Source organism: Chitinophaga fulva (assembly GCF_012927205.1).
GTDB lineage: Bacteria > Bacteroidota > Bacteroidia > Chitinophagales > Chitinophagaceae > Chitinophaga > Chitinophaga fulva.
In genome coordinates this window covers 3,653,295-3,671,052 of record NZ_JABBGC010000001.1, presented here as the reverse complement: position 1 = coordinate 3,671,052, position 17,758 = coordinate 3,653,295, and the positions used below count along the sequence as shown (strand labels likewise).

12 protein-coding genes are annotated in these 17,758 nt (G+C 50.9%); 3 read left to right on the top strand and 9 right to left on the bottom strand.

What is annotated here, in order from left to right:
• Positions 1-3: 3 nt before the first annotated feature.
• A complete protein-coding gene (locus tag HHL17_RS14840; protein ID WP_169225474.1) occupies positions 4-639 on the bottom strand; it encodes a 4'-phosphopantetheinyl transferase family protein in 636 nt (211 codons plus the stop codon).
• 164 nt (positions 640-803) lie between these two features.
• On the opposite strand from HHL17_RS14840, the gene HHL17_RS14835 reads away from it, so the two are divergent.
• The 3 genes from HHL17_RS14835 to HHL17_RS14825 all read left to right on the top strand — a co-directional run bounded on the left by HHL17_RS14835 (position 804) and on the right by HHL17_RS14825 (position 3,324).
• Complete coding sequence (locus HHL17_RS14835; protein WP_169225473.1) at positions 804-1,460, top strand: NAD(P)-dependent oxidoreductase; 657 nt, start codon at positions 804-806, stop codon at positions 1,458-1,460.
• 363 nt (positions 1,461-1,823) lie between these two features.
• A complete protein-coding gene (locus HHL17_RS14830) occupies positions 1,824-2,228 on the top strand; it encodes a VOC family protein (RefSeq protein ID WP_169225472.1) in 405 nt (134 codons plus the stop codon).
• Between the two features lie 100 nt (positions 2,229-2,328).
• Positions 2,329-3,324 carry a S1C family serine protease gene (locus HHL17_RS14825; RefSeq protein ID WP_169225996.1) on the top strand — a complete coding sequence of 332 codons (996 nt, stop codon included), beginning with the start codon at positions 2,329-2,331 and terminating at the stop codon, positions 3,322-3,324.
• A 151-nt stretch (positions 3,325-3,475) separates the two neighbouring features.
• Here the strand turns inward: HHL17_RS14825 and HHL17_RS14820 are convergent, their stop codons facing one another.
• The 8 genes from HHL17_RS14820 to HHL17_RS14785 form a co-directional block, all read right to left on the bottom strand.
• Positions 3,476-4,918 carry an alpha-L-fucosidase gene (locus HHL17_RS14820; protein WP_169225471.1) on the bottom strand — a complete coding sequence of 481 codons (1,443 nt, stop codon included), beginning with the start codon at positions 4,916-4,918 and terminating at the stop codon, positions 3,476-3,478.
• Positions 4,919-4,930: 12 nt separating this feature from the next.
• Positions 4,931-6,991: a glycoside hydrolase family 2 protein gene (locus HHL17_RS14815; protein ID WP_240975299.1), complete on the bottom strand. Its 2,061-nt coding sequence runs from the start codon at positions 6,989-6,991 to the stop codon at positions 4,931-4,933.
• 5 nt (positions 6,992-6,996) lie between these two features.
• Positions 6,997-8,583 carry a RagB/SusD family nutrient uptake outer membrane protein gene (locus tag HHL17_RS14810; protein ID WP_169225470.1) on the bottom strand — a complete coding sequence of 529 codons (1,587 nt, stop codon included), beginning with the start codon at positions 8,581-8,583 and terminating at the stop codon, positions 6,997-6,999.
• Between the two features lie 18 nt (positions 8,584-8,601).
• Entirely contained in the window at positions 8,602-11,859 is a 3,258-nt protein-coding gene (locus HHL17_RS14805; protein ID WP_169225469.1) for a TonB-dependent receptor, read from the bottom strand.
• Positions 11,860-12,172: 313 nt separating this feature from the next.
• Positions 12,173-13,336 (bottom strand): FecR family protein, encoded by a 1,164-nt coding sequence (locus HHL17_RS33575; RefSeq protein WP_169225468.1) that lies wholly within the window; start codon positions 13,334-13,336, stop codon positions 12,173-12,175.
• A 69-nt stretch (positions 13,337-13,405) separates the two neighbouring features.
• Positions 13,406-13,999: an RNA polymerase sigma factor gene (locus tag HHL17_RS14795; protein ID WP_169225467.1), complete on the bottom strand. Its 594-nt coding sequence runs from the start codon at positions 13,997-13,999 to the stop codon at positions 13,406-13,408.
• Between the two features lie 185 nt (positions 14,000-14,184).
• On the bottom strand, positions 14,185-15,906 hold the full coding sequence (locus tag HHL17_RS14790) for an FAD-dependent oxidoreductase (RefSeq protein WP_169225466.1): 1,722 nt from the start codon (positions 15,904-15,906) through the stop codon (positions 14,185-14,187).
• 155 nt (positions 15,907-16,061) lie between these two features.
• Complete coding sequence (locus tag HHL17_RS14785) at positions 16,062-17,756, bottom strand: RagB/SusD family nutrient uptake outer membrane protein (RefSeq protein ID WP_169225465.1); 1,695 nt, start codon at positions 17,754-17,756, stop codon at positions 16,062-16,064.
• Positions 17,757-17,758: the final 2 nt, after the last annotated feature.

Below are 17,758 nucleotides of genomic sequence, written 5' to 3'. Positions count from 1 at the left end.
TATTCAGAAAGTAATTTTTTCAACGGAAATAAACGCAGGGGTTGTTTCTGTTGCCAGATGTCCGGCATAGGTGTCCTGCAGGGTCAGTGGCGTGAGCGTCCAGGTGAAGCCCTGCAACTCCACGGCGCTATTGGAAAGAATATGCACTGCCGGCAGGTCCACAATACCTACCCCATTAGCTTTAGCCACCGCTTCCTTCATGGTCCAATACTGATAGAATTGCCACACCGGGTCAGGGGCAGTAACCACCTGCTGCCACTCGTTTTCTGTAAACTGTTCCCTGAAATCCCTGAAGTCGATCCCCCCGTTTTGCTCTATATCGATGCCTACCCTGCCGCTGGTATCCACTGCACACACCACCATATTGCCGGAATGGGAAATATTGAAGTCCGGTCCGCCCATCCAGTACGGACGGCCCGCCGGTGTATACAACACCGCCTCCAGGTCCTGCTGCCGGCCCATTTGCGCAAATGCATGCAACAGTAAATGTTTGCCTAAAAGGGAGGCGTGCGCATCCTCCCAGCGATAAAATCGTAACACCTTCCGCCGTGCCTGTTCCGGCAATACAGCTAACAATCGTTCAAATCGATGCTCTGGCAATGGTGTGTCAAAAACGGAATAATAAATCGAGACAGCCATAAACGGAAGATATATTTTTTCCCGGATTTGGCTATATTTAAAACATCAAACTTGTTGCATAAAATAATACCGTTACTGCATAACCGCTCCCATAGCCGGTTATAGACACAAGACACTTTTCAGGTTGTCTTGTATATGGTTTTTATTTCCTGTAAAACAAGTTTATGAAGAAAACAATAGCCGTCGTAGGCGGCACTGGAAAAGCTGGTCAATACCTGATCAGGCATCTCTTATCCGAAGGATATACACTCAGGCTGCTCATCCGCCATCCGGACAAACTTTACGCTCAACAACCATCGCTGCTTGCCCCATCACCGGCCGTATCCATCATCCGGGGCGATGTGCTGGACCCTGCTGCCGTGGCAGCATGGCTACAAGGCAGCGACGCCGTTATCAGCACACAAGGCAGCGCCTTACCGCCCAATTTCAGCCGCGCCACCGGGAATATACTGACCGTAATGGCAACATGCCATCTTAAACGTTACATCGTGGTTACCGGCTTGAGTATAGATATTCCGGGAGATGATAAAAGCGAATGGTGCAGGCAGGCTTCTGCCTTTATGCGGCAGCAATATCCCGACACCATCGCTGACAAACAACAGGAATATACATTGCTGACCAGCAGTGAGGCCGACTGGACGCTCGTCCGTATACCACTGCTGGAGCAGGCTTCCGGGGCCGGCCTCTTCAAAGTGTCCTTGCAGGACTGCCCCGCTCCCAGCATCAGCGCGGGCGACCTGGCCGTTTTTCTGGCGAGTCAGCTGGAGGATGGGACGTATATACGAAAAGCGCCTTTTGTAGCGTCCATAGAGATGCCGTAAAATACAAAATGGGGCATCATTATTAAATCCCAGGGCTGAAGCCCTGGGCTACGATGTTATTCAGGCGTTGAGAGGCGTTAATCCAAATAAGACGGATGTGTTATATTACACGACGATGATCAATCTATAATCCCTGTGCCAAAGCCTGCAACTACGTTATATTTCGCAGGTAACAAGAAAGCTGTTCCTGATAAACAGCCTGAACAACATCGTAGCCCAGGGCTTCAGCCCTGGGATTGGGAATTAGCGATCATCATTCCGCCACAGCCGAAGCCCCGCCCCCGTCGTAATGTCCCCTAAAATTGTCGCAACGCCCCCCGGCGCAATCCTGCCGCATGCAGTAGTTTTGTAAAAAACCATTGTATGTCACAGATCAACGTGTACCTCAATTTTGACGGCAAATGTGCCGAAGCCATGAAGTTTTACCAATCCTGCCTGGGCGGTGATTTGTTTTTACAAACTGTAAAGGATTCTCCTATGGCCAAGGACTGGCCGGCCCATAAACAGGAGCTCGTGCTGCATGGCAGCATCACCAAGGGGCCGCTGCTGTTGCTCGCCTCCGATATGGGCGAAAATCCTTCGGGCAACAATATCTGCATCAGTCTCACCTGCGACACAAGCGAGGAACTGGTGGAAGCTTTTGAAAAGTTGTCTGCCGGCGGAGAACGGACCAGGCCGGTGCATGATTTTTTCGCAGGCAAGATCGCGGCGCTGAAAGACAAATACGGCTTCGACTGGATCCTCTATTCACAGAACGGTCAGCAGTAAAGTTGACAGTACTCCTGCCTATTTTGGCAGTAAGGTCGGCCATGCTTTGCCAAAAAGGCGGAAATTCATTCTGGATAAATATTTGAGCGCCTGTTCCATTATGGAAAATGCACTCACCTTCTTAGCACATCATCCGGTAAACGATGCCGGTTTACTGGATGCATATTCTCAAACGGTTACCGGTGTGGTAGGCACGGTCGCCGAATCCGTTGTACACATTGAAGTACAACGTCCTGTCAACGACAGACGCAATCCGGAAAGAAAAATGCAGGGCGGCTCGGGATCGGGCTTCATCATTTCTTCTGACGGCTTTATCATCACTAATAATCACGTGATAGAAAAGGCAGAAAGCATCCGCGTTTCTTTTGTTGACGGCAGAAAAGTCAACGCAGAAATAAAGGGCGCCGACCCTTCTACTGATATTGCTGTGCTCAAAATCGATGAAACCGGGCTGAAAGCTTTGTCTTTCGCGGATTCAGCTGCCTTACAGGTAGGCCAGATCGCTATCGCCATCGGTAACCCCATGGGCCTGCAATACACCGTTACAGCCGGCGTGGTCAGTGCATTGGGCCGCACGCTCCGCGCCAGCAACGGCAGGCTGATTGATAACGTCATCCAGACAGATGCCGCACTCAATCCGGGCAACAGCGGCGGACCACTGGTCAACTCCCTCGGTCAGATCATCGGTGTCAACACCGCCATGATTCCGGCGGCACAAGGATTATGCTTCGCCATCTCGTCCAACCTGGCTGCCCAGATAGCCGGTCAGCTCATCCTCCACGGAAGAGTAAGACGTGCCCTGCTCGGCATCGCCGCCCAACCGGTGAAACTCACCGCCCGCATGATTGCAGCCAATAAGCTCACGATACAAAGCGGCATCTACATCATTGAAACGGTCCCGGACGGCAACTACGATAACAGCCAGTTACACACCGGCGACATCATCGTGGCCTTCGATAACATCCCCGTAGCCACCGTCGACGATATGCACCAGCTGCTTACTGAAAAACAAATCGGCCGTAAAGTGCCACTGGATGTGCTCCGCGGCGGACACAAAGTAACGATTACGGTTACACCAGGCCCTAATGATATTTAGGAATTTTTTAATTTACGATTTTTCAATTTCATAGTCTGATTAAAAAGAAGACCGAAGCGAAATTCGCTTCGGTCTTCTTTTTAATCAATTTTTATTCGCGTTTATCATCTCGCGAAATCAAAAAATCGCAAATCAAAAAATCCCTAAATATCTACGTTTTTGCTTTTTCAAAACTGCCTTTCTCTTTGTTCTCTCCGGTAACTGTTTTTAACAAGATGACCACCGGGGAATCTGTTGTTTTGTTTGGCAGATGAATGAAGTATTCATTACGACCAATCAGCTCCGGTGTGAGGGTAGCATTGCTTTGCAGCACAGACGCGCCGGTCAGTGAAGTACGCGCTGGCAGCTTCACCCGCAGACTACCGGAGACGGGTATATTAAATACAACCATGTACACGCTGTCTGTTCCTGCTTTACGGATATAATATCCCCAGTCCTGTTTTTCAAAACCGGCGTAAGTACCGTTGTAAATAGCATCTCCATTCACCTTCATCCACTGCCCGATACCGGTCATCAGTTGTTGCTCTTCGGTACGGTAGGTGCCATCTGCTTTAGGGCCGAAATTGAGCACAAAGTTGCCATTAAGCGATACACTCTTCACCAGCATCTCCAATATCTCATTGACCGTTTTGACGTGCCCGGCCCATTTGGCGTGGTAGCCCCATTGGTTTTCCGGCACGGTCATCACCGCTTCCCAGTCGTTGCCATGCACATCATCTATTGTTGCCGGCAGTTTCCTCTCCCAGCCCTGCTCATAGTCGCCCATCAGGCGGCCGTTGGAGTCAAAGTGGCGGGCGCCTTTTTCATCTGCGCGTAAACGACTGCCCATCACCAGCCCGGGATGCAGCGACTGCAGGTACTGTTCCAGTTCATCACTGAAAGCACCATCGTTTTTCCAGGAATCGTCCCAGGTACCATCAAACCAGAAACCTTTAATAGTGGGATAACGCTGTAACAGTTCTGCCAACTGATTTTTGACAAACACCTGAAAACGCTTACCGGCGGCGGAATCGGCGGCATTCTTCAGCGATGCGCGATAGTCCGGATGGTTCCAGTCGATGATGGAAAAATACAGGTGCACATCAATGCCTGCTTTATTGTAAGCCTCGATCATCGGTCCCAGCAAATCCTTCTTCCATGGGGAAGAAGCGATGGTATATTTTGAATACTTGCTTGGCCACAAACAAAACCCATCATGGTGTTTGGTGGTGATGATCATGTATTTGGCGCCCATGCTTTTGGCCTGTGCCGCCCATTGCTGTGGATTAAAATTCACCGGGTTGAACTGACGGTACAATTTATCATAATCTTCATGCGGCATCTCTTTCCACGAGCGGATCCATTCGGCGGCGCCATTGTAAGTCTTACCATTCCATTCTCCTCCGGGGATGGCATACAGTCCCCAGTGAATGAACTGTCCGAAGCGGAGTGACCGCCAGCGGGCCATATCAGCATCGGTGCGGTTACCCATCCGGTGCGCGCCATGTATTAATGCGATGGTATCTTTCTTCAGCTGCTGCTCCTGTGCAGTGGCCTGCATCATGAAAGTGCAACAGGCCGCGGTCAGTATGCCGGTAATTATTTTATTCATCATGATGATCATATTTTATTCCGATACCTGTAGTTGCCAGGTGATCGTGTCTGTCAATATCTTCCCGTTCTGAACACCGGTGGCAATGATGGTATTAGCACCGGGTTGCAGGATAACGTTCTCAAAAAGAACATCTCTCTTATTAGCTCCCTGCTTGCCGGTCAACGGTTTACCGTTATTCACGGAAAGGGACACCTTCTCCATATTGCTGAACACTTCCACCTGCACCTTCGCCTGCTTGCGGATATTATTGCGGCGCTCCGCAATATAGATCATCGGCTCCGGGTTCCAGTTGGCTTTGTACCAGAAGAAAGCATCTTTTTTCTGTTTACGGTCGTACGTGATCAACCCCTTCAGGTTACGGGCATTCACCCCTCCCCTGTTCCACATGGGCACGGCAAACTCAAACGTGTTCCACAAATAGGAAGCGGCAATATAAGGATGCTGTTCAATGACGGCCCATTGTTTTACGTGTGTGGCCGTCTGATAAGTCTCAGGAAAGAACTGCCCATTTACCGGGTTAAAGTTGGTGGACAGTGTGTCTGTATGTTGATTGATATTACCATCGGCACCATATTCTGTGAGCATCAGTTTATAGTCCGGATACTTTTGTTCCAGTCCTTTCACCCAGCCTTCAATGTCTTCTATCTTCCCTTCGTACCAGCCGTAGTAGCGGTTCATACCTTGTATATCGGCCGCGAGATTGGCTGGCCGGTCCATTTCACCATAACCACTGACTGCGGTCGTGTAGCGGTCAGGATCTTCTGTTTTGGCCAGGTCATTCAACTGACGTGTGAGCACGGCCACATGTTCATCAGGCGTTTTGGCATATACTTCGTTATGCAGTCCCCATACATAGATGGCCGGATGGTTGAAGTTCTGCCGGATCAGTTCTGTCAGCTGTTGTTTGGCGTTATCACCTTCCTTACCGGAAGAATTATTAACGAAAGGTATTTCCGCCCATATTACAAACCCCATGCTATCACACTGAGAATACAGGTATTCTGCCTGCTGATAATGCGCAAAACGGATAGCGGTAGCGCCTATTTCCTTGATCAGGTCGAGGTCTGCTTTGTGCTGTGCGTTGGAAAGCGCATTGCCATAGTCCTGCCATTCCTGATGACGGGTAACGCCATGCATCACGTAAGACTGGCCGTTCAGGAAAAAACCTTTGCCCGGCACTACCTCAAAACGACGGATGCCCAGCGGTTGTGTTACGGCGTCCAGCGTTTTACCATCGGCTATCACCGTAGTAGTGAGCGAGTACAGGTAAGGATCTTTTTGGCCGTTCCATAAATGCGGCTGGTTCACCAGCAGGTCCTGCCGGATGATATTAATACCCTGCGGACTGACATTTACTTTTTTACTGTTGACGGCCACCTGTTTACCCTGACGGTCTTTGATCACTGTCTGCACCGTAATGTCTTTATGATGCAACTGTTTGTTTTCGATCTTGGCTGTCACGTTGATCGCCGCCCTTTGTGCGCTCACATCACCCTGACGGATATAGATACCCGGCGACGCATAATCTGTGGTGGTGATATTGATATCGTTGGTAACGATGAGGCTTACCGGCCGGTAGATGCCGCCGAAGATGCCAAACAGGAAATGATTGATGGGCAATACATCTTCCCGGGCGCTGTTATTGGCTTTCACCACAAAAGTGTTCTCTTCGCCGTATTTCACCGAGTGCGTGATCTCATAACAGAATGCGGAATAGGAACCTTTATGCTCCCCTATCAGCCGGTTGTTGACATACAGGCTGGCAACAGATCCCACGCCTTCAAAACGCAGGAACAAACGCTTGCCTTTCCATTGCGGGCTTACCGTAAACACTTTGCGGTAGCAGGCTTCGCCGGCATAGAAGTTTTTGCCTTCCTGCATATCCTTATTATTCCAGGTATGCGGTACCGTTACATTCATCCAACCGGTGTCCGGTTGATTTTTGTCAGTGGACAGCGCGCCTTTACGGAAAGACCAGCCGTCGTTGAAAGGCAGTACGTTGCGGCCTTCCTGTGCGTATCCCCGTAAAAACAGGGATACACACAGCATACCGGCCAGTGAAAATTTCTTCATAAAAATTATTTCTGATAACCGTCGTTCTGCGTCAGCACCGCATCTTTGTTCACATCAATCTCTGACTGCGGGATGGGCAGGTGTATGTTAAAATCAGCGATAGTAGGCGCCACTTTCGGATTGTATTTACGTACGCGTTCCACCAGTTTTTTAGTACGTATCAGAGTGAGCCTTCTCAACTCTTCTGCTGTCAGTTCACGGGCTCTTTCATCGAGCAGGTAGTCCATGGTTACTTCTGTAGGCTGTACCGGTGTCGCCTTGGCACGACCACGGACAACGTTGATACTGGCCGCGGCGTCAGCGTTGCGGCCCTGTAACAGTTGCGCTTCCGCTAACAACAGGTAAGTTTCGCCAAGGCGCATTTGTATGCGGTCTTTATAAGACTGTGCGCCCTGTATATCCTGTGGCTGGAATTCATACCATTTCGTCGTATGTGCGTACATGTTCTGAATGGTATCAAAACCGGTAGGGAACACCTGTTGACCGTATTTGGCAAAAGCCGGATCGTTGTAATAATAAGTACGACGGACATTGTAAGGAGAATTACGCATATCGGTTTTCTCATACAGTTCGTATGTCCACCAGTTGGTAGGCCTGATCCTGCCGATACCACGGCCGCCGAGGGAGTCACATACTTTCATGCCCTGCACGTTTACATAGAAGGGTCCCCATTCGCGGCGACGCTGATCAAATTCGGTGCTGCCACCGCCGGGGATGTTGTACTGTTGTTCTATTACCCAGATCGCCTCCGTATTGCCCTGGCTGCGGCGCATGTTGCCATAGGTAAACATATCCGCGAAGGGATCACCGGGCAGGGATGCTTTTGTACCGTAGCGGGCGGTGATGAGGGTAAAGAATTTGCTGTCGATCACGCGTTTGGCAGCAGCTTCCGCATCAGCGGGTTTGTTGGCGCGCAGCAGTGCTTCTGCCAGCAGCTGGGAGGCAGCGAATTTATTGATACGGCCCTGTTTCTTCACGTTAGCCGGGTCAGGCAGATTGGCTTCCGCGAAAGTGAGGTCGCTGATGATGAAATCTATCACCGCTGCTTCGGACGCACGGGTATAATCCGTACGTGGCACGGTCACCGGTTCTTTGACGATGGGCACGCCGCCGAAGAGGATAGACAGCTGGTTGTAGGCATATGCCCGGAAGAAGCCGGCCTCCGCTTTATAGAAAGCGCGCTGCTGTGGCGTGAGCGTGGCTTTCGGGTTATCAGCGCTGACAATGATATTATTCGCCGCATTGATCACGCGGTAGTTCCAGTTCCAGATGTTAGACAAAGAGCCGGTCTGCGAGTTGAGGTTGCGGTAATCTTCGTAGGGCGCCTGCACCGTATTAGGCTGGCCGGTAATGGCCATGTCTGTGCCTACATAAAAAGTAGCCAGCAACCCTTGTATATTGCCGTAGTCATTACGGACGATGCTTTGCATACCGGTGCTGGCGGCTTCAAAGCCCAGTTCATCCACCAGCGTGTTGTCCGGTGCATATTGGGATTTCAGTTCTTCATCGAGGAAATGTTTGCTGCAGGATGTGCCGCCGGTGATAACCAGGCCTGCCAGCAAGATACCGTATATATAAGATGATTTCTTCATGGTCTTACATGTTTAAAATTACAGACTGATGTTAACGCCAAACACGATGGTGGCTGACAGCGGATAGAAGTCGGAACTTTGTTGTCCGCCTCCCTGGCCGTTATTCAGCTTGGTGGCATTGGAAACCTGGCCGGAAGGCGCTGTTTCAGGGTCCCAGCCGTTCCATTTGGTGAAAGTGCCCAGATTCCGGCCGCTTACATACATCATCAGGTTACCGATTTTAGAACGCTCCAGCATTTTTTTATCGAAGGTGTAGCTCAGCGTTACGTCTTTGATACGGATAAAGGAAGGGTCCTGTGCATATTTATATCCTCTTGGATTGGTATATACCAGCGACGGGTTGGTATTGATTTTATTTTCTGAAGTCCAGTAAGGAATTTCGGCAGGCAGGTTCACGGTGCCGCCCTGGTCGCGGTTGTCCAGGAAGCTGTTTGGACGTAACAGTCCATGTACATCCTGGATAAAGATATTCAGTGACAAATTTTTATAGGTAAATGTGTTCGTGAGGCCGGCAATGTATTTAGGCAATTGTGTGCCCAGGTAAGAGCGGTCAGCCGCGTCGATTTTACCGTTGCCATCGCGGTCCAGGAACTTGATGTAACCTGGTTTTGCGCCCGGGTCTATTTTCATGTCCTCTCCTTCCTGCCAGATACCCACCATGGTATAATCGTATATGCCTAACAGTGGTTTACCGATAAACAGGTTGTTGGTGATGTCATCTTTGTTATCTCCATAAAGTGATACCACTTTGTTTTTGTTGAAAGAGATATTGAAAGATGTTTGCCAGGTGAAATTATCCGACTGTATGTTACGGCTGTTGAGTAATATTTCAAGTCCTTTATTGGCTGTTTTACCGATGTTGTCGAACACGGAAGTGTAGCCGCTGATAGCTGGTATTTTCCGGCTGAGCAACAGATCGTAGGTGTTGGTGCTGTAAGCTTCGATGGTACCGCTTAAGCGGTTGTTCCAGAGGGCGAAGTCGATACCTACGTTGAGGCCTTTGGTAGTTTCCCATTTGAGGTTGGGATTACCGAGAACATCGGGAACAACGCCGATGGTGGTGATGCCGTCGTAAATATATTGGGCGGTGTTCAGCCTTGTCAGCGTCTGATAGGCGCCGATGGCCTGGTTACCGGATTTACCATAAGAGGCACGCAGTTTCAGCTGCGAGATCACCGGTGCGGTGGCGGCCATAAATTTTTCGTTGTGCACATTCCAGCCTACTGCTACAGAGGGGAACACACCGTATTTATTATTCTGACCGAAGCCGGAGAAACCATCGCGGCGGATAGTGGCTGTCACCAGGTAACGGCTGTCGTAAGTGTAGTTAGCACGGAACATCTGTGACAACAGGCTGCTGCTGGTATAACGCGACTCTGTTTTCTGTACCTGGCCGGCGGTGAGGTTGTTGAAGTCGAGATTATCGTTGATGAAGGAATTGGCCTTGAGCCTGGTGGAGAACAGCTCATCGCGCTGCGCACTGTACAGAGCGGTGAAGTCCAGACCATGTTTATTGAAATTGGTCGCGTAGGTCAACAGGTTTTCTACGATCCATTGTTTGGTTTCTTCATTGTATACCTCAGCAGAGCCCAACTGGTCGCCGGCTTTGCGGCCGAAGTAATCGGCAGTGCGCGTGGGCCTGTAGCCATAAGAGCCGTTGACGCGGTATTTAAGGCCTTTCACAAAACCAGGCGCCACTTCTGCATATCCGCTGGCGGACATGTTTTTGTTGCGGTTCAGGCCAGGGTTGTAGGTGTTCACGAGCGGGCTTTGGTACAATGTCTGTGGCGCGATGGGATACACTTCATAATCGCCTTTCGCGTTGTAGAGCGTACCGTAAGGGCTGAGAGAGTTAGCATCGAAGAGGGTGGCTTTACCGCCGTCGCTGTTGTTGTTGACGAGGAACATGTTCAGCCCTGTTTTCAGCCAGGAAGTAACGTTCGCGTCTATATTGGCGCGGATGCTGCTACGGTTGAACTGGAACCCCTTAATGGTACCATCCTGTTTGAGGTAGGTGCCGGACACATAGTATTTTACGTTGTCGGTCCCACCGGAGAGGCTCAGCTCATGGCTTTGGATGTAACCCTGCTGGCCGATTTCCTTCTGCCAGTTCACTTCCGGTACGCCGTTGGCGTAATTCGTTTGTTCGGAGAGGTAAGGCAGGTCGGGCGCCGTAGGGCGGCCAGCCTGAATATTGTACCAATGGTTCTTGGTACGGTATTGTTCCCCGTTCATGTTCTTCATTACATTCGATTGAAATTCCGGGCCGGCATAAGCGTTGTAGGAGATCACCGGTTTACCGGACTTTCCTCTTTTGGTAGTGATCATGATCACGCCGTTAGCGCCACGGGCACCGTAGATAGCCGTAGCGGAAACATCTTTCAGCACATCGATGGCAGCGATATCATTGGGGTTGATGTCATTGTAGGTACCGCCGAAAGGCACGCCGTCCAGTACAATCAGTGGTGCATTGCTGGCGTTGATGGATTTCATGCCACGGAGATAAAATGCAGGAGAGCTGCCCGGTTTGCTGGTATTGTTCACGATGTTGATACCAGCGGCAGAGCCCTGTACTGCCTGCAGTACGTTGGTCACAGGCAGATTTTTAAGACGTTCGGTAGGTACGGAAGAAATAGAACCGGTGACATCACTTCTTTTTTTGGTGCCATATCCTACTACCACCACTTCATTCTGCTGTTCCACCGCCATTTTCATGGTGATGATCATGTTGAGGGAGCTGCTGGCTGAAACGGTCACTTCCTGTGGCACCATGCCCAGGTAGGTGAACTGTAGTACCACCGGGCCATCTGCGGGCACGCGCAGCGCGAACCCGCCGTCGGTGCCGGTGGAGATACCCTGTGCGGTACCTTTCACCCTCACCGATACGCCGGGCAGGGGGTTACCGCTTTCGTCGATAACCCTGCCTTTGATGTCCAGCGGTGCTGCCGCCTCCATGGTGATGGACGGGGCAGCGTGGTTGGTTGTTTTAGGAGAAATAAAGATGGATTTGTTTTCGATCACATACTTCAGCGGTTGATCCCTTAATACCAGGTCAAGGAATTCCGTTACCGGCATATTCTCCGCCGAGATGGTCACCGGGCGTGCTTTCTGCAGCACATCCCTGCTGGCAACGATGGTATACCCGGATTGTTGCCGGATGACACCGAAGATCTTTTCCACTGGCACATTCCGGCCGGACCAGGTGATCAGCTGGGCATATCCGGCAGCACTGGCTTGCAACATCACAGCGGTAAGAAAGAAAAAAGTCAGCTTCATGACTAACAGCATTTTGGTTGGCAACCCTTGACGGACACGGCTTCCTGTTGGCACAGGGGCATAGCACGCCTGGTTGCAAAGAGCAGTTTTTTGCATAACTTTGCAGCGGTTTGGCTTGTAAAAAATGGTGTTCTGGAACACTCAACGTTTTTGCATGACTGTAACCATCCAGCCGGAAGTGGGTCGAAGCACTTTCGGTTTTCTATTACAGGCAGACATCAGATTGATATTTGAAATTGTTGTTCACTGTTTTTTCCATAACGGCCCGCCAGCGGGCACGATTACTGGTTGATTTAGATTTAGATTCGATTGTTTACTGTTTCCCTATGATCAATGTTCTGTTCTCCAACCGGAATGCGACTCCGGATTCCTTTAAAAAAGTTAATACACTCGAAAGATTCACATCACTGCCTATCTCGCCTACAAAAGCAATGTCAGGCGGTGTGGAGGCATAAGTTACATCTATATCATACCAACGCGCTATCATCGCGACAACCGTGGTTAATTTTTTATCCTGAAAATTCAGCACGCCATTTTTCCAGGCCATTACAGCGGCGGTATCGACGTGGTTATTCAGCGCCACCGTGCCTGCTCCTTTGTCAAACAACAATTGCTGGCCAGGCTTCAGCACACTGGGATGTGCCGGCACATTCACACGGACAGCCCCTTGCAGCAGCGTGGTGCTGATACCCGGGTCATCGGTATAGGCGCTGACATTAAAATGTGTTCCCAGCACGGTGATGGATGTTTTATTGCTCAGCGCCACTACAAATGGCGTTTTCCCTTTCGTCACTTCAAAATAGGCTTCGCCGGTAAGTTCCACTTTTCTTTCCGTACCGGTGAAGGCCGTGGGGAAAGTGAGGGCACTGGCGGCATTGAGCCATACCAGCGTTCCGTCGGGCAACTGCATTCTGAACTTGCGCCCCCTGGGGGTATGTAGTGTATTGTTCACAGGGGCGCCGGTACCGGATGGCTGATATTCCACCTGTCCGTTTTTTAATACCACCTGTGTACCCTGTGCACTGGTGATCAGGCCATCATCGCGGTTGTCCAGCACCACCTGCTGACCATTCGCCAGCGTGAGCACGGCCCCGTTTTTACCCGGCTGCACATCAGCAGCCACGACCACCGGCGTTGCCGGCGATGAGTTTCGCGTATGCAGGAGCCAGTAACTGCCGGCAGCAGTGAGCAACAATGCTGCGGCTGCAGCTGCCACCCAGCGGCGCATGCGGCGTATTGGACGGACACGGCCTGTACTCCCCTGCTGCAAAATACTTTGCAACACCGGCTCATATTCCGCCGGATTGTATTGCGGGTCTGCTTCGGTATAGGCATGCAGCTCATCAAGCATAGCCACCCATTCCGCATCATCAGACTGCTTCCCCAGTTCGGCAAACAACTCCTCCTCCTCTGCCGGTGTGGCAATGCCAGCGCAATACCGCTGCAACAAAAACCTGTAATACTCTTTTGCTTCCACTGTAGGCTCCCGCTTTTACGTAATCAGACGCTCAAAAAATCAAGGTGTACTACGCCGTTCGAAAAAAAATTAAAAAATTCTTAACAACACCCCTATCAGGAAGACGGGGAGACAGTCACCGGTATGTTTTTCCAGATATTCCCGGATAAACTTCCGGGCGGTGACAAGCTGGTTTTTGACGGTATGCTCGGAAATAGCCAGCGCTTCGGCAATCTCCCGGCGGGACTTGCCCTCCTGCGTGTTCAGGATGAACACCTCGCGGCGCGAAGCCGGCAATTGATCAATGGCATTCCGTATATGCAACTGTAATTCCTTGACCCGGAATCCGGCAGTCACATCTTCATTATCTTCTATATCATCATGGGTGATGGCTTCTACCCGGTACTTCTCACGGGCAATTTTTCTGAGAGCAGAGAGGGAATAATTGGAGGCGATGGTGTACATCCAGCCAGCCGGATTGTCGATACTATCCAGCGTATGCCGCAGCTGCCATACTTTCAGGAATACTTCCTGGAGCACTTCCGCGGCAGCTTCTTCGGAACGGAGCATTTTCCGTACAGATACGGACAGCACCGCATTATAACGATGATACAGTATACGAAACGCTGCTTCATCCCCACTTGCAATCCGCGAAAAAAGTATCCTGTCCTCGTGTATTTTCACAGTGCTTCCAGATTTTTCTTTCCGGAAACAAGATAAAACAATTTGATCATTTGGGTATTTGGATATTTTGATATTGGGTTTTGTTGGCGCTGCTATTTAAAAAAGCAAGGCTGCCTCTTATCAAGAAGCAGCCTTACACACGAAAGGTCAATATCAAAATACTCAAATAAATAAATAACCAAATATCACGGCCATGCCGTCTCCACGCCACGGGCCCGGATATAATCCTGGAACTCCTTCAGTAATGTAGCCTGTTCCCGCACCTGGCGCGGCGTCACGTTTTTACTGCGGGCAAAAGCCACGAGGTTGCCCACCGCCTCTCCGATGCTCCATTCCGTTGGATGAAGACGGTAACAGCCATTGGTGATATGGGTGGTACCGATATTTTTATTGGCAGGCAACAGGTTCTCCATCCGTTGAGGTAACAAGGCCCCCAGCGGAATCTGGTAAGGTAAAGAACCAAAATCGACGTAATTAACGCCGGCACAACTGGGATGCAGGTCTATATGATAATACCCTACTCCCACACTGTCGTGGAAACTGGCAGCGGTAGTTTTTTGTGCCTGACCGCTTTTCTGCGCGCGCTGTTCAGCCCCTACATGCTCTTCCAGGACAGTAAATACCGCTTTAATACGCCGCGCTTCCCGGATGTACGGGTATTTGGCCATACCGTCGGCAGTACCCATGATGTCTTTGCGCAAACGGATACCCGGCCATCCCTTGCCGCCATCAGGACGGGGCGCTTCGGTCTGTAACCAGTAGATCAGCGACAAGTTGAGTTGTTTCGCCCGCTCCACATGATGATGGAATTTCTCCGGGCTGGCGCCAATCAGGTTCCCCAGCATATAATCATTCTGTGGCCAGTTAACGATGGTCACATCACCACTATAGGTCCCCGCCTCAAAGTTGCCTTTGTTGATAATACGGCGGTAGTTCCACAGATTCAGCGCATCGCCGGTGGCGATGCCTTCGGGGTGGAAGCCCAACAATTTAGGCTTCAGCGTCCGCGGATCAGAATAGTGCAGGTCCAGTTGCTTACCGGACCAGGCGGGCGTGAGCGCCGGCACATGGTTTCGCCAGAACTCGTACTCCGCCGGCTTTTCAATGACGAAGTTGCCGCCAGGCACATAGTCTAAAGCAAAACAAACAGTGAATGCCTGGTTGTTTTCCGGATTGCCTTTTTCCGGGGCGTGCAGTTCACCCGTTTCCTGCCTGGATTCTGTACCGGTCACAAACTCGGTGCCGGTCAAAGGCAACAGGTCGCCCATTTCGGTGGCATCAACAAAGTAGCTGCCCTGTAAGAGCAACTCCCGATGATGGCGCTGGTCCTGTGCGATGAGCGACAATACCTTGTTGCCCGATACATTCGCGCGCACAACTTTAGTGTCTGTAAGCAGCAGCAGTTTACCGCTGCTGATAAAAGGTGTCAGCATGTCCAACATCACGGCCAATGCCACTCTGGGCTCGTGACAGAGCCTGGACACGGAGCCATCGCCCGGGTTCAGGTGCGTCCGTTGCCGGGCATCGGCTGTGAGCGGATAATTGCGGACATAGTATTCACGGATACGGTTTCTCAGTTCACGGTAACGGGCAGGCGCTCCATGGGTCTCAATCCACGGGTGCTCATCCGGCGGTACGCCCTGCTGGGTAAGCTGACCACCGATCCAGTCTGTCTCTTCTGTGAGCACCACCGTTTGCTGGTTATGCAACGCAGCGAGTGCTGCAGACACACCTCCCAGTCCGCCACCGGCAATCACCAGGTCGGCGGTAATAGTTTCCGGTTTGGCATTTCCCTTCCCCTTTGCCCTTTCCTTCGGTTTCTTCTCCTGTGCCAATCCCAGCGCTGGTTGTGCGATAACGGCGCCACTACTCAGCGCAAGCATCTCTAAAAAATTCCTCCGTTTCATTATTTCGACATTTTTCTATTTTGATATTTTGATATTTGTTGAGCTATCTCCCTCATCATCTTTCTAATAATCTCTACAAGAGATCAACAAAACATCATCAACAAACACCCATCTTCACGAATCAGGACAATCAGTAACAATCATGTCCATCACAGTTACCAGCCTTCATTCTGCGTCAGTCCCGGGTTAATGTCCCTTTCTGCCTGTGGTACGGGCAACAGCATCAGTTTCGGCGTCCAGAAGCGGGTTTCGCGGGTATAACGCAAATCCAGTTGTCCGGTGTAATCAGGGATGCTGTTCAGGTCATGCGCGGCTGTCTTTTTGAAATTGGGCACTGGCGGCATGGCAGCAGGACTTTTAGCGATGCCCACTACTTTGCCCGGCATCACCAGGTCGGCGATACCCCAGCGACGGATATCGAGCCAGCGGAAACCTTCCACAGCAAATTCCACGGTACGTTCCCGGCGGATAAGTTTCCGCATTTCGTTCTGATCTGTTTCGATGGCTGCGGGCACCGGCGGCTGGCCGGCACGTAGCCTTACTTTGTTGATGGCGGCAGTAACAGTTGCATCCAGTTGCCCCTGCTCTATTTTGGCTTCGGCATAGGTCAGCAGTACTTCTGCATAACGCATCAGGATAAAGCTCACTTTGGCAAGGAACACATTTTCATCGGTCATGGTGTATTTCGTCCACAGATAACCGACCCCACTTTTAGCCGGACCGAAAGCATTGTCATAATCAGCGTTGCCTTTCACTGACCAGCTGCCATCAGCATTTTTAAAAGAGGTAGACGATTTATAGATGTCATACACAAACGTGGTGTTGTTCATGGTAAGCGTATCTCCCGGCAGTGCCACTGTATATTTCAGGCGCAGGTCCCTGTTTTTGGAGGGCTGTTGCGGGTCATATAAGGGAGATTCATCAATCCTTTTACCATCGGTACATTCAAACTGGTCAACCAGGCGCTGGTTCGGGAAACGGCCCGACTGACCGCCTGCGGCGCGGGAAGTATTGCCCAGCGGCAGGTAGGTGATAGAACCCGCGAGGGCATCGGTATACAGGATTTCCAGCATGATCTCATTACCGGCATTAGGCTTCTGGCCGCTGCGGGTAAACAGGTCCTGGTAACGCGGATTAAGCGATAAACCGGATTTGTCTATTACCTGTTTGGCTGCATCGGCGGCAACAGCGTAGTCTTTGTTATACAATGCCGTACGGGCTTTCAGGCCGAGGGCCACAGACTTGCTTACTCTTCCTCTTACAGTGGGCATCCAGTCGAGCGACTGGGACGCCTCATCTAATTCAGTATAGATGAACTTCACCACATCCTGTTTGGGCGCGCGTTTCTGATTGTAAAATTCATTAGGCTGCAAGGGTTTGGTGATCAATGGTGCATCACCAAACATAGCGGTAAGGTAAAAATAGGCCCACGCACGCAACACACGCGCCTCTGCCTCCATGCGGCTGTAAGTGGCCGGAGCTACACTGGGCTTGGCTTTCACCATACCATCGAGCATCGTATTGGCCCGCTGAATGGTAGTATAGGCAAATGACCAGATAGCCGCCGGATGACCATTGTACGTATCGAAAGTACCTTCACCCAATTCGTTGGCACGCAGGATGGCGAGGTCTGTCCAGCCATCGGTGCCCGACTGGTAAGGCACCAGCCCGAATTCCCATTTGATGGAACCATATACGGCTGTCAGGGATACGTTGATCTCATTTTCGTTGTTCAAAAAAGTACCGGTGGCCGGCGCGCTGAGCGGCGCCCTGTCCAGGAATTTATTACACCCTGACATGCCTGTCAGGAAAAAAGTGCAACCGATGATGCTATAAAAAAGTTTTCTCATGG